Annotated in this window: 11 protein-coding genes; 6 read left to right on the top strand and 5 right to left on the bottom strand. The window is 40.2% G+C overall.

Annotation, left to right across the window (positions count from 1 at the left end):
• Positions 1–68: 68 nt before the first annotated feature.
• Positions 69–731: an alpha/beta hydrolase gene (locus GSF09_RS13100; RefSeq protein WP_159802210.1), complete on the top strand. Its 663-nt coding sequence runs from the start codon at positions 69–71 to the stop codon at positions 729–731.
• Between the two features lie 55 nt (positions 732–786).
• Positions 787–1,677: a lytic transglycosylase domain-containing protein gene (locus GSF09_RS13095; protein ID WP_159802208.1), complete on the top strand. Its 891-nt coding sequence runs from the start codon at positions 787–789 to the stop codon at positions 1,675–1,677.
• Between the two features lie 20 nt (positions 1,678–1,697).
• Here the strand turns inward: GSF09_RS13095 and GSF09_RS13090 are convergent, their stop codons facing one another.
• Together GSF09_RS13090 and GSF09_RS13085 are read right to left on the bottom strand one after the other, a co-directional pair.
• Positions 1,698–2,396, bottom strand: coding sequence for a redoxin domain-containing protein (locus tag GSF09_RS13090; protein ID WP_159802206.1), 699 nt, complete (start codon positions 2,394–2,396; stop codon positions 1,698–1,700).
• Between the two features lie 161 nt (positions 2,397–2,557).
• Positions 2,558–3,073 carry a DUF2892 domain-containing protein gene (locus tag GSF09_RS13085; RefSeq protein WP_159802204.1) on the bottom strand — a complete coding sequence of 172 codons (516 nt, stop codon included), beginning with the start codon at positions 3,071–3,073 and terminating at the stop codon, positions 2,558–2,560.
• A 170-nt stretch (positions 3,074–3,243) separates the two neighbouring features.
• On the opposite strand from GSF09_RS13085, the gene rpmH reads away from it, so the two are divergent.
• The 4 genes from rpmH (at position 3,244) to GSF09_RS13065 (ending at position 9,739) form a co-directional block, all read left to right on the top strand.
• Positions 3,244–3,405 (top strand): 50S ribosomal protein L34, encoded by a 162-nt coding sequence (gene rpmH / locus GSF09_RS13080; protein ID WP_026979292.1) that lies wholly within the window; start codon positions 3,244–3,246, stop codon positions 3,403–3,405.
• A gap of 152 nt (positions 3,406–3,557) precedes the next feature.
• Positions 3,558–6,410 carry a carbamoyl-phosphate synthase large subunit gene (gene carB / locus GSF09_RS13075; protein WP_159802202.1) on the top strand — a complete coding sequence of 951 codons (2,853 nt, stop codon included), beginning with the start codon at positions 3,558–3,560 and terminating at the stop codon, positions 6,408–6,410.
• A gap of 188 nt (positions 6,411–6,598) precedes the next feature.
• Positions 6,599–7,687 carry a hypothetical protein gene (locus GSF09_RS13070; protein WP_159802200.1) on the top strand — a complete coding sequence of 363 codons (1,089 nt, stop codon included), beginning with the start codon at positions 6,599–6,601 and terminating at the stop codon, positions 7,685–7,687.
• Positions 7,688–7,726: 39 nt separating this feature from the next.
• The gene (locus GSF09_RS13065) at positions 7,727–9,739 is read left to right on the top strand and encodes an FG-GAP-like repeat-containing protein (protein ID WP_159802198.1); all 2,013 of its coding nucleotides are present in this window, start codon (positions 7,727–7,729) and stop codon (positions 9,737–9,739) included.
• A 58-nt stretch (positions 9,740–9,797) separates the two neighbouring features.
• On the opposite strand, the gene GSF09_RS13060 is transcribed toward GSF09_RS13065, so the two are convergent.
• The 3 genes from GSF09_RS13060 to rmuC form a co-directional block, all read right to left on the bottom strand.
• Positions 9,798–10,370: a T9SS type A sorting domain-containing protein gene (locus tag GSF09_RS13060; RefSeq protein WP_159802195.1), complete on the bottom strand. Its 573-nt coding sequence runs from the start codon at positions 10,368–10,370 to the stop codon at positions 9,798–9,800.
• Between the two features lie 127 nt (positions 10,371–10,497).
• The gene (locus GSF09_RS13055) at positions 10,498–11,049 is read right to left on the bottom strand and encodes an acyl-CoA thioesterase (protein ID WP_159802193.1); all 552 of its coding nucleotides are present in this window, start codon (positions 11,047–11,049) and stop codon (positions 10,498–10,500) included.
• Positions 11,049–12,452, bottom strand: coding sequence for a DNA recombination protein RmuC (gene rmuC, locus GSF09_RS13050; RefSeq protein WP_159802372.1), 1,404 nt, complete (start codon positions 12,450–12,452; stop codon positions 11,049–11,051). Before rmuC ends, GSF09_RS13055 begins: the two co-directional genes overlap by 1 nt.
• Positions 12,453–12,521 lie beyond the last annotated feature (69 nt).

The raw sequence follows: 12,521 nt of genomic DNA, 5'->3' as shown, positions 1-12,521 counted from the left end.
TTTAATTTTATACAAATTTCGTAATAAAATTCGACTAAAGCAGTCATTAAAGCGTTAAAATGGAACAAATGGAGAAAATTCCTGTATATTTTATGCCCGGCCTGGCTGCCAGCCCTGTTATTTTTGAACATATAAAATTACCTCCTGATATTTTTGAAACCTATTTCCTTGAATGGAAAATGCCGGAGCCTGATGAAGCCCTTAAACATTATGCACAAAGGATAGTTAAAGGTATAAAGCACAATAACCCGGTTTTAATAGGTGTTTCTTTTGGTGGCGTGCTGGTGCAGGAAATGGCACAAATAATAAAGGCAAGGAAAGTAATTATCATTTCCAGCGTTAAATGCAATGCCGAATTCCCCAGGCGTATGCGCTTTGCAAAACTTGTACAGGCCTACAGGGTTTTCCCTACTTCATTAATGGAAAGGGTAGAGTGGGTGAACCGTTTTTCGTTCGGCAATAACTTTATTACAAGGCGGTTAAAGCTTTATGAAAAATATCTTTCGGTAAGGGATAAGAAATACCTGGACTGGGCGTTTAAAACTATAATACTATGGGACAGGGAGAAGCCTGAACCGGGCATAGTGCACATTCATGGAGATGCCGATGGTGTTTTTCCGTCCCGTTACCTAAAGGATTTTATACCTGTAAAGGGCGGTACCCATATAATGATAATTAATAAGGCAAAATGGTTTAACCAAAATCTGCCTGCAATAATAACGGGAGATTAAATTTGAACCTGTTTTTTGTAAATTTACATTAATAAATCACTAACACTGTATAATTATGAAAAGGATTAAAAAGGCTGGTGTTATAGCATCAGTAGTGCTGTTAAGCGGGGTATTGATACATGCTGTATCAACCAATGTTAGCGAAGGACAGGAAACTGCCAAGGAAAATTACTTTCCATCAGAAATAAGTTTTGCGGGAGAAAAAGCCCCGCTTCAAATTGCCGATGTGCGTGAAAGGCTGGACAGGGAGCTGCTGGTAAATGCCAACCTGCATGCCAGCACGCAGCTTGTTATAAAGAGGGCAAACAGGGCTTTCCCTGTTATTGAGCCTATTTTAAAGCGCAACGGTGTGCCTGATGATTTTAAATACCTTGCCGTAATTGAAAGCGGGCTTGTAAATGCAGTATCGCCTGCGGGTGCAAGGGGCGTATGGCAGTTTATGCCTGAAACAGGAAAGGAATATGGCATGGAGATAAACGATATTGTGGATGAACGCTACCACCTTGAAAAATCTACCGAAGCAGCGTGTAAATACCTGCTGAGTGCAAAAGAAAAGTTTGGAAGCTGGACACTCGCGGCTGCATCTTATAATGGTGGTGTTACGGGGGTAAACAGGCAAATAACTTTTCAGGGGGTTGATAATTATTATGACCTGCTGCTGACAGAAGAAACGTCGCGTTATGTTTTCAGGATACTCGCGCTAAAAGAAATAATGCAGCATCCGCTTAAGTATAATTTTACATTACTGCCCGGAGATTTATATCCTTTGCTGCCCGTAAAAAAAGTGTTGGTTAACAGCTCTATCCCTGACCTGGCCGTTTTTGCAAAGGAGCAGGGTATTAATTATAAAATACTGAAAATACACAACCCGTGGCTAAGGGACAGAAAGCTGGATGTGGCAGATGGTAAGGTTTATACTATAGAAATACCCACTTCGGGCTATTAATATGTTTGCCATAAAGGCAGCTACTTTATGGCAAGCATATCTTTTTTAACTTCTTTATCAATTATTATTGTAGATAATCCTTCTAAAAAAGAATTATAGTTAAGGGCATAAGCCTTATTATAAGGTGTTTTTTTAGGGCAAAGCTGCATTCCGCACCTTTTTATATCCACAATATGTAATTTACTGTCAAGGTAAAAAGAAGTAGGAAGCCCTAATGTGTGTTTTAAGGAAGTAACCGCATTAGAGTCCCCTTTATAAGATTCGTGTGCATAGCAAACGGTTATATGGCGGTTAAATTTGCGTGCCAGCCGTTTCATTTTATTTCTCCTGTCCCAAAAAAGCACTACTATGGCAACATCATCTTTATACTTCTGTGCGATTTTATTTAATGCAGGAATTTCGCCAGGGCTCATTACACACCATGAAGCATAGGTTATAAGCACAACGGGCTTTTTAAAACTATTTAATTTTATTTTTTTGCGGTTTACTTTTTTAAAGGTAAAATTATCCATTTTGGTGCCGGTAAGCCTGTAGTCAACCAACGAGTCAAATAAGTATTTGCCGCGTTCAACATTCCCGGTACGAAAAGCAAGGCTGCTTTCTTTTTTATATTTTTTTAAATTTATCCTGACAGCATTGGAAAAATAAAGGCTGTCGCCCTGGCTGAAAAGTAAGAGCGGAAATAAGTAAAGTGATATGGCAACTAATAATTTATTCATATTATTAGTTAATTATTTAAGTAAATATATTTAAAAAATATAATATTTTAAATATTTACACGTTATATTCTCTTTATAGAACATAATTACTTAAATAAACCCTACCCAATATAATAGAAAAACCGCCAATCGGCGGTTTTTCTATTTATCATTTAAAAATGTTATATCTTTTTTAATTGCTGCTTCATCATAGTAATCTGGTCTTTTAGCATATTGTGCTTATCCAGTTTTTTGGCTTCATTAAGCAGGTTAGATGCTTCCATTTTGCGCCTTTTGGTCATGGCTATACCGGCAAGGTTTAATTTAGCCATAGCCATATCCTGATCCATATTCAGCCCAAGCTCTACTGCTTTTTTAAGGTATTTTTCGGCCAGTGTAAGGTTGGTTTGCGAAAGCATTAGCCCGTTAAGGTAGTTATAGTAGCCTTGCTGCTTGCGCACCAGTGCCCCTTCGGGATTTTTTATTTTATCAAGCCACTTTTTAGCACCGTCAAAATCCTGTTTTCTTAATTTAAGGAAAGCCAGTATTATAAACTCATTTTTAAAATATAGCAGTACCACAAGCCCCGCAAGCAGTAAAAGAAAAATTCCGTTGCCAATATTTTTATCCGTAAATTGCCACACTGCCACAGCAATAATAAGTGCTGCCAATGCCAGCTTTATGTTTTTATGGAACATGGTTTTTGTTTTAATTTGCGCCAGCAAAGGTAATAAAATCAATTAGAAATATTTTTGAAAAACCACTTGCGAAAGAAAAAAAGCTTTGTATATTTGCACTCGGTTTTGGAATAACGGTATTCCGATAGTCCGGAGTAAGATATTCAATAAAGATTTAAAGATACAAAGCAATGAGTAAGAGAACGTTTCAACCATCGAAAAGAAAAAGAAGAAACAAGCACGGCTTTATGGAAAGAATGGCTTCTGCCAACGGCAGGAAAGTGCTTGCTCGCAGAAGGGCTAAAGGAAGACATAAATTAACTGTTTCCAGCGAACCAAGACATAAAAAATAATGTTTTTTGTAAAGCATATATAAAGGTGTTACTTAATTTCAGTAACGCCTTTTTTTATATCCTGTAAAAACCACCCCCGCAGCTAAGGGGTGTTTTTGTAAAATAAATAGTAAATTTGCGCAACTCACTAAACAACAACTACAACACATACAATGCCGAAAGACAATTCTATTAAATCTGTTTTGATCATAGGCTCGGGCCCGATAATAATTGGGCAGGCCTGTGAGTTTGATTATTCAGGATCTCAGGCGGCCAGGTCGCTTAGGGAAGAAGGTATAAAAGTTATACTTATCAATTCCAACCCTGCAACCATAATGACCGACCCAAGCATGGCCGACCATGTTTACCTGAAACCGCTCAACACAAAATCTATTATTGAAATACTGAAAGACCATCCCGAAATTGATGCGGTATTACCCACAATGGGCGGGCAGACAGCACTTAACCTTTGCCTGGAAGCAGAAGAGAAAGGTATTTGGGCCGATTTTAATGTGAGGCTCATTGGTGTTGATATCAATGCAATTAATGTTACAGAAGACAGGGAACAGTTTAAGCAGCTGCTGGAGCGCATTGGCATACCCGCAGCACCGGCTAAAATTGCAAACTCTTTCTTAAAAGGAAAGGAAATAGCGCAGGAGTTTGGTTTTCCGCTCGTTATACGCCCATCATTTACGCTTGGGGGAACAGGGGCGGCTTTTGTGCACAGGAAAGAAGATTTTGATGAGCTTCTTACCCGTGGACTGGAAGCTTCACCAATACATGAGGTGCTGATTGACAAGGCTCTTTTCGGATGGAAAGAATATGAATTGGAATTGCTGAGGGACAAGAATGATAATGTGGTGATTATCTGTTCTATAGAAAATATGGACCCTATGGGAATCCATACCGGCGACAGTATAACTGTTGCCCCGGCTATGACCTTGTCTGATACTACATATCAAAGGATGCGCGACATGGCTATAAAGATGATGCGCAGCATAGGCAACTTTGCCGGGGGGTGTAATGTGCAGTTTGCCGTTAGCCCTGATGAAAAAGAAGATATTGTTGCCATAGAAATTAACCCAAGGGTGTCGCGTTCTTCGGCACTGGCATCTAAAGCAACAGGTTACCCAATTGCAAAAATTGCTTCAAAACTGGCATTAGGTTACAATCTTGACGAACTGCAAAACCAGATAACAAAATCTACATCGGCTTTATTTGAGCCTACACTGGATTATGTTATTGTAAAAATACCGCGCTGGAACTTTGATAAGTTTGAAGGTGCAGACAGGACACTTGGCCTTCAGATGAAATCTGTAGGGGAGGTTATGGGTATAGGCAGGTCGTTTCAGGAGGCGTTGCACAAGGCTACACAATCACTGGAAATTAAGCGTAACGGACTTGGCGCCGACGGTAAAGGCTATAAGAATTACGAGCAGATTATAGAGAAGCTCACCAATGCAAGCTGGGACAGGGTTTTTGTAATATATGATGCTATACAGATGGGCATACCGCTTAGCCGCATACATGAAATTACCAATATTGATATGTGGTTTTTAAAGCAGTATGAAGAACTTTATGCACTTGAAAAAGAAATATCGGGCTATACTATAGATAACCTTCCTAAAGAATTGCTTTTGGAAGCCAAGCAAAAAGGTTTTGCTGACAGGCAGATTGCCCACATGATGGGATGCCTGGAGAGCCAGGTGTATAATAAGCGTGAAGAAATGGGCGTTAAGCGTGTTTATAAGCTGGTTGATACGTGTGCTGCTGAGTTTAAAGCACAAACACCTTATTATTACTCTACCTTTGAAGCTGAAATTGAAAGGGCGGACGGCACGCGCTATGTAGCCAATGAAAGTGTTGTTTCCGACAGGAAAAAAGTAATTGTACTGGGCTCTGGCCCCAACAGGATAGGGCAGGGTATAGAGTTTGACTATTCGTGTGTTCACGGTGTGCTTGCTGCTTCGGAGTGCGGTTATGAAACTATAATGATTAACTGTAACCCTGAAACGGTTTCAACAGATTTTGACACTGCCGATAAATTATATTTTGAACCTGTTTTCTGGGAGCATATTTACGATATTATAAGGCATGAAAAACCGGAGGGCGTTATTGTTCAGCTTGGCGGGCAGACTGCCCTTAAGCTGGCTGAAAAGCTTGATCGTTACGGCATAAAAATTTTAGGTACAAGCTATGACGCGCTTGACCTTGCTGAGGACAGGGGCAGGTTCTCTGAACTGCTTTCTGAACTTCACATACCATTCCCTAAATTTGGTGTGGCTGAAAATGCCGAAGAGGCTGTAAAGCTTGCTGATGAACTTGATTTCCCACTGCTTGTAAGGCCATCGTATGTGCTTGGAGGGCAGGGCATGAAAATTGTAATCAACAAACAAGAACTGGAAGAGCATGTTATTGAATTGCTGAAACATATACCTAATAACAAGCTGTTGCTTGACCATTACCTGGATGGTGCAATAGAAGCCGAGGCAGATGCTATTTGCGATGGTGAAGATGTGTATATAATAGGTATAATGGAACATATTGAACCTTGTGGTGTACATTCGGGTGATAGTAATGCAACTTTACCGCCTTTTAACCTTGGCGAGTTTGTAATGCAGCAGATAAAAGACCACACCAAAAAAATAGCACTGGCTTTAAGGACGGTGGGTTTAATCAATATACAGTTCGCCATTAAGGATGATATTGTTTATGTTATTGAGGCTAACCCCAGGGCTTCCCGTACCGTACCGTTTATTGCTAAGGCTTATGGCGAGCCTTATGTAAATTATGCCACAAAGATTATGCTGGGAGAAAAGAAGGTAAAAGATTTTACTTTTAATCCGCAGCTTAAGGGATATGCTATTAAGCAACCGGTATTTTCATTTAATAAATTCCCGGGTGTTAATAAAAAGCTTGGCCCGGAAATGAAATCTACCGGCGAGAGCATTTTGTTTATTGAAGACCTTAAAGACGACCAGTTTTATGAATTATATTCCCGAAGGAAAATGTACTTAAGCCGATAATAAAAAAGCCCCTTGTAAAAGGGGCTTTTTTATTATATATACGGTTTTGCTTATTCCTGCAGTAAATCCACCAAGCTGTTGATAATTAAAAAATTACATTAAATCGAATTTATCTTTAAAGAAAATTTGAGGTATGGTATTTTATTTTATATTTGTTAATCAATTATAAAATTTACCTATAAAACAGCATGAAAAACAATTACTTTTTAAAGAGTATATTTTTTTTACTTTTATTCTCTGCACTTTTATCATGTGGATCTGATGATTCTTCTAACCCTGATAAATATGAGGAAATACCCCAATCTCCGGTAGTGGTTGACCTTGCCATGGTGCCCTATGATAATTTATCGCAGTATAAATTTTATGAGGGCGACATGAAAAATCTTGCTCCGGCTTATGGTGTGCTGCCGTATGATTTAAGCACCCCTTTGTTTACCGACTATGCACATAAAAAAAGATTTGTATGGATGCCCGAAGGCACAAGCGCAACCTATGCGGCAGATGGGAAAATACTTGACTTTCCGGTAGGTGCGGTTTTAATTAAAAACTTTTATTATGATAATGTGCAGCCTGCCAATACAACAAGGATAATTGAAACAAGGCTTCTTATTAATACTGCTGACGGCTGGATATTTGCCAATTATGTATGGAATGAGGCACAGACTGAGGCCGAGCTTAATATGAACGGGATGTTTACCGATGTTACCTGGGTGGAAAATGGCGTTACAAAAAGTACTTCATACCGCATTCCATCGCATGAAGAATGTTTTACTTGCCATAAACAAAATGAAAAAGCAGTGCCTATAGGGCCTAAGCCTCAAAACCTTAATAGGCTATATACCTATAGTGATGGAAGCAGGAACCAGCTTTCCAAATGGATTGAAGAAGGTTATCTTAATACTGCACCGCAAACCATAAATTCGGCAGTAGATTGGGCTGATGAAAGCCAGCCGCTTGAGTTAAGGGTGCGTTCCTATCTTGATATTAACTGCGCCCATTGCCACAGTGAAGGTGCCCACTGCGACTATGTTCCTATCAGGTTTGCTTTCAGCGAAACTGCCAATCCTGTAAATATGGGAGTTTGCGTACAGCCTTTTCAGTCTTCGCAGGCATTTATAGTAGCAGCAGGAAGCACAGAAAGATCTGCTATGCATGCCAGGATGAATACCAATGAAGAATCGCAGCGAATGCCGTTAATGGGCAGGACTATAATACACGAGGAAGGGGTTGACCTTATAGAGCAATGGATAACCTCTATGGAAAACCCTTGCCCATAACAAAATAACTCAAAACATCAACACTAACTAAACCTAATTATGAAAAAACACCTTACTTTACTTTTTTTTACCGTGGCAGCCCTTACCCAAGTGCGGGCACAAAAAAACTGCGCAACAGCAGTTTTGGTAACCGCTGGAGTACATGGGGCAAATTATGAACCCAACAGCCAGATTCCTGCGCCTTTATGCCTTAATGGGACTAACAGTGCCACTATGGGGATTTGGTTTAAATATATTCCACAGAATAATTATAATATTATAATAAGGACAGATGTTGAGGGCACACCTGATACGCGCCTGCATGTATATACTGGAAGCTGTTCGGCATTAACCTGTTATGCGGGAGATGATGACAGCGGTGATAACTATTCATCCTTGGTTGAATTTCCGGCGGTAGCAGGTACAACGTATTACATTGCTTTTGACAATAAGTGGAATAGTAACAATTTTTCTTTCTCCCTGACAGAAACACCTTATGTGGAGCCTATTGATTACGGAATAAGTTTTTCAGGGCAGCAGGTAAATATTGGAGGGAGCTACCGTATATGTGCAGTTGACATGAACGGTGATTACCTTGATGATATTGTAAGCCCCGGCAATAACGCTGTAAATATACTTTACCAGTCGCCCAATGGCTCCGGCTTTACATATGCATCGTTACCGGCTCCATCTACAAATTATCTGCCGGGCTGGAGCATGGCAGCCGGCGATTATAATAAAGATGGTTATAACGACCTGCTTTATGGTAATAACAGCGGCGCGGTTGTATTGTTAAGTAACCCTGACGGTACTGGGTTTACCTCAAAAATTGAAACATCAGTTTATGTCTTTTCACAGCGCACTAATTTTGTTGATATAAATAATGATGGCAACCTTGATGCTTTTATATGCCATGATGTTCAGCCCAATGTGTATTTCCTTAATAATGGTAACGGCACGGGAACCTTTTACCAGGGCGGGCTGGGCAATCATCCAAGCGGTGGGAATTATGGCTCTATATGGGTTGACTATGATAATGACGGCGACCAGGACCTGTTTATAGCCAAGTGTCGCGGCGGCGGCGGCTCTGCCGGAATTAATGAAATGCACCGCAATAATGGCGACGGTACTTTTACGGATGTAAGTATAGAATCAAACTTATCCGATATGATACAAACGTGGTCTTCTGCGTGGGGAGATTTTGATAATGATGGTGATATGGATTTAATGGTAGGGGCAAACTCAACTTCACACGGTGGGCATAAGCTTATGATGAACAACGGGGACGGCACATTTACCGATGTAACGGCAGGTTCCGGTTTTGATACCAATACATCATTAAGCAGGGAACACGTGGCTTATGATTTTAATAACGATGGCTTTATAGATGTAATGGGAGGCGGTAATAAAATAATGTTCAATAATGGGAATATGACTTTTAGCGGAGCCAGCATACCTGCCAGCAGCGGCCCTGTGGGCGACTTTAATAATGATGGCTATCTTGATATACAAAACGGCAGTATGGTATATTTTAATTCCGGAAGTGATAACAACTGGATTAAAGTAAACCTGAAAGGTATGGAAAGTAACAGTAACGGTATTGGCGCACGTGTAGAAATACATGGCGACTGGGGGATGCAGATAAGGGATGTGCGCAGTGGGGATGGCTTTGAATTTATGAGCACTTTAAACACTCATTTTGGTATAGGTGAAGCCGAAGAGATTGACCAGGTAGTTGTAAAATGGCCTTCGGGAACTATAGATATAATTGAAAATCCTGATATTAATGCAGCCCTGCTGGTAACAGAGGGGGAAACATTATCCAGAACATCTTTTAACAGCAATTTATTTAAACTGTATCCTAATCCTGCCAGTGATTTTATACATATAAACAACAGCAATAACCTTGCGTTTGCGAATGCTTTAGTTTATGACCTTAACGGCAGGCTTATAAAAACAGTTGCAGTTGAGCAGGATAAAATAGATGTTCAAAACCTTTCAAAAGGTGTATATATCCTTATGCTTAAGGAACAGGGAGGGAAATACTACTCTAATAAGTTTATAAAAGAATAATTTTTAAAGGGCTATATAATTAAATATAGCCCTTTAACATTCAAACCATTACAACCAATTATTTTTTAACGACTGATATTGTTTGCGTTTCTTCTCCGGCAGTTACATTAAATATATAAGTACCGGCCGGGTAAGCCGACATATATATTTTGCTGGTTGGGTTGCCACCTGTTGTTTCCATAACTTTTCTGCCCTGCATGTCAAAAACAGTAATATTATTAATGTTTTTTTCGGCATTTATTGTTACTACATCTGTAACAGGGTTCGGGTAAAATTCAAATAAATCGGCTTTGTTGTTTTTGGTTCCCATTGTTTCCTCTACAGTTATTGTGCCCTGCATTGAGGCATGAATTAAACATACATACGGATTTACGCCTACTTCAGTAAATGTATGTGAATAGGTTTGACCAATACCTGTTATTGTACCACTGTCAAATATTTCAGTACTTCCGGGTTTATTTGTAACGGTGTGCGGATGCGCTGATGTCCACATCCACATAACGGTGTCGCCTTTTTCAATAGTAATGGTAGTTTGGCTTGGCGACACGCCAATACCCCAGTTAACATGGTGCGTAGTTTGTGCCCCTGCAGTTGCAAAAACAAAGAAGGTTAATAGTAGTAGTTTTGCCATGGCTATAGTTTTATAGTTAATATATAACAATGTTAAGTGTATATATATTAATATAGTACAGCCATTGAGTATTTGCCTTTAACTACTTATTAAAACAGGTATATGGATTATTATCCGACAGAAGGCATCAGCCTTTCAGGCTTATTTTTATGTTCATGTCAACAAGGGCCTGGAACGCGTCAGTTGTTGTATGGTCAAAATTTTCTTCATGGTGGTCCTTTTCCCGCTTCAGGTGGATGCGTTTTATGGCATTATGAAACCTCCTCACTTCTTCAAGCGATGTAATTTCCGGGCGGGGTACGGCTGAATTATTGCCGTTTTCATCTTTAGCCACCATAGTAAAGTAGGAAGAATTGCAGTGTTTTATATTTCCTGTCTGTATATTTTCAGAGGTTACCCTTATGCCTACCACCATAGAGCTTTTGCCCACATAATTTACCGAAGCTTTCATGGTTACCAGTTCGCCTACTTCAATCGGGTTTAAAAAATCAACAGTATCAACAGAAGCAGTAACGCAATACATGCCACTGTACCTGGAAGCTGCCGCAAAAGCAATCTGGTCCATAAGCATTAATATGTAGCCTCCGTGTATTTTGCCGCTAAAGTTGGTGTGAGAAGGCAGCATAAGCTCGGATATGGTTATGCGTGATGCGCTCAGCTTTTTATATTTTTTTTCCATTACGGCAGGTTTAGCATATTGGTGTCGTCAAAATTTTCCTCATCGGTTTCTTCTTTCAGCATGGCACGTGTAAGTATATTTTCAGGAAGCGATTTTTTTGCCTTGGCACCCATTTTTTTCAGTTTTTCTATACTGGTTATAATATTGCCACGCCCCTCCACAAGCTTGCCCATTGCGCCTTCATATGCCTTTTTTCCTTCGTCCATTCGTTTGCCCACCATGATAAGGTCTGAAACAAACCCCTCAAACTTATCATACAAAGCACCTGCCTGCCTTGCAATTTCATAGGCATTTTCCTGTTGTTTCTGGTTAGTCCACATACTGTCAATAGTGCGCAGTGTAGCCAGCAGCGTGCTTGGGGTTACTATAACGATATTTTTTTCAAAGGCTTTGTTATATAAGCTGTTGTCCTCATTTAATGCAGATGCAAAAGCAGCCTCTATAGGAATGAAAAGCAACACAAAATCAGGGCTTTCCATTTTATAAAGGTCGTGGTAATTTTTCGCGCTTAGCTGCTCCACATGTCGTTTTACAGAGTTAACATGTTCTTTTAAGTGGGCCAGCCTAAGCGGGTCGTCCTCCTCATTAACATAACGCTCATAGGCCACAAGCGAAACCTTGCTGTCCACCACCATTTTTTTGCCATCGGGCAGGTTAATAACAACGTCGGGCTGAATGCGTGCGCCTTCATCATTTACATGGCTTTGCTGCACAAAATATTCGCGCTCTTTTTCCAGTCCTGATTTTTCCAGTACACGTTCTAAAATAAGCTCGCCCCAGTTGCCCTGCATCTTGCTGTCGCCCTTAAGTGCTTTGGTAAGGTTAAGTGTTTCGCGGCTCATCTGCTCGTTCATTTCTCGCAGGCCGATTATCTGCTGGCGCAGGGCAGCATGGTAGTCTATACTTTCTTTGTGTGTATCTTCTACCTTCCGTTCAAAAAGGTGTATTTTTTCCTGTAGGGGAGATAGTATGGTTTTTAAATTTTCGCGGTTCTGCTCTGTAAACTTAACCGATTTTTCCTCCAGTATTTTGTTGGCCAGGTTTTCAAATTCCTTGGTAAATTTTTCGCGCAGTTCTTCCGCTTCGGCACGCTGCTCCTTCATGCGTTCCAGCAGGTTGTCAAAATCCGTTTCCTTTTTGGTAAGCTGTATGGCTAAAGCATCTTTCTCGGTGCGCAGGCTGTTGCGCTCTTCCTGTATAAGTGCTATTTGTTTTTCGGTTGCCTTCCTTTCAGTTGCCGACTGCTCCTTTAACTGCTCTATCTGCAGTGAAAGGCTGTTGTACCGTTCTTCAAGTATTTTTTTCTCGGATGTTGATTTAGCGGTAAATAAAAGTTTGCCAATAAATACCCCGATAGCAAGGGCAACAATAAAAGCAAGCAGGAGGGTAATGGTTTCCGGCATCATAAATTCATTTAGTTGGTAAAAGTAATAAAACTGCGAAAAATATAAAGAGTGCAGCTTCCTTATGGT

It is taken from the genome of Flavobacterium sp. MK4S-17 (genome assembly GCF_009848495.1).
In the GTDB taxonomy this organism is placed as follows: domain Bacteria; phylum Bacteroidota; class Bacteroidia; order Flavobacteriales; family Flavobacteriaceae; genus Flavobacterium.
The sequence above is the reverse complement of the archived record's forward strand: the minus strand, read 5'-3'. Positions and strand labels throughout refer to the sequence as shown.

What these genes read in the sequence shown, in the direction of transcription:
- GSF09_RS13100 (WP_159802210.1), top strand. Translation starts at nt 69, where the DNA reads ATGGAGAAAATTCCTGTATATTTTATGCCCGGCCTGGCTGCCAGCCCT.
- GSF09_RS13095 (WP_159802208.1), top strand. Translation starts at nt 787, where the DNA reads ATGAAAAGGATTAAAAAGGCTGGTGTTATAGCATCAGTAGTGCTGTTA.
- GSF09_RS13090 (WP_159802206.1), bottom strand. Translation starts at nt 2,396, where the DNA reads ATGAATAAATTATTAGTTGCCATATCACTTTACTTATTTCCGCTCTTA.
- GSF09_RS13085 (WP_159802204.1), bottom strand. Translation starts at nt 3,073, where the DNA reads ATGTTCCATAAAAACATAAAGCTGGCATTGGCAGCACTTATTATTGCT.
- rpmH (WP_026979292.1), top strand. Translation starts at nt 3,244, where the DNA reads ATGAGTAAGAGAACGTTTCAACCATCGAAAAGAAAAAGAAGAAACAAG.
- carB (WP_159802202.1), top strand. Translation starts at nt 3,558, where the DNA reads ATGCCGAAAGACAATTCTATTAAATCTGTTTTGATCATAGGCTCGGGC.
- GSF09_RS13070 (WP_159802200.1), top strand. Translation starts at nt 6,599, where the DNA reads ATGAAAAACAATTACTTTTTAAAGAGTATATTTTTTTTACTTTTATTC.
- GSF09_RS13065 (WP_159802198.1), top strand. Translation starts at nt 7,727, where the DNA reads ATGAAAAAACACCTTACTTTACTTTTTTTTACCGTGGCAGCCCTTACC.
- GSF09_RS13060 (WP_159802195.1), bottom strand. Translation starts at nt 10,370, where the DNA reads ATGGCAAAACTACTACTATTAACCTTCTTTGTTTTTGCAACTGCAGGG.
- GSF09_RS13055 (WP_159802193.1), bottom strand. Translation starts at nt 11,049, where the DNA reads ATGGAAAAAAAATATAAAAAGCTGAGCGCATCACGCATAACCATATCC.
- rmuC (WP_159802372.1), bottom strand. Translation starts at nt 12,452, where the DNA reads ATGCCGGAAACCATTACCCTCCTGCTTGCTTTTATTGTTGCCCTTGCT.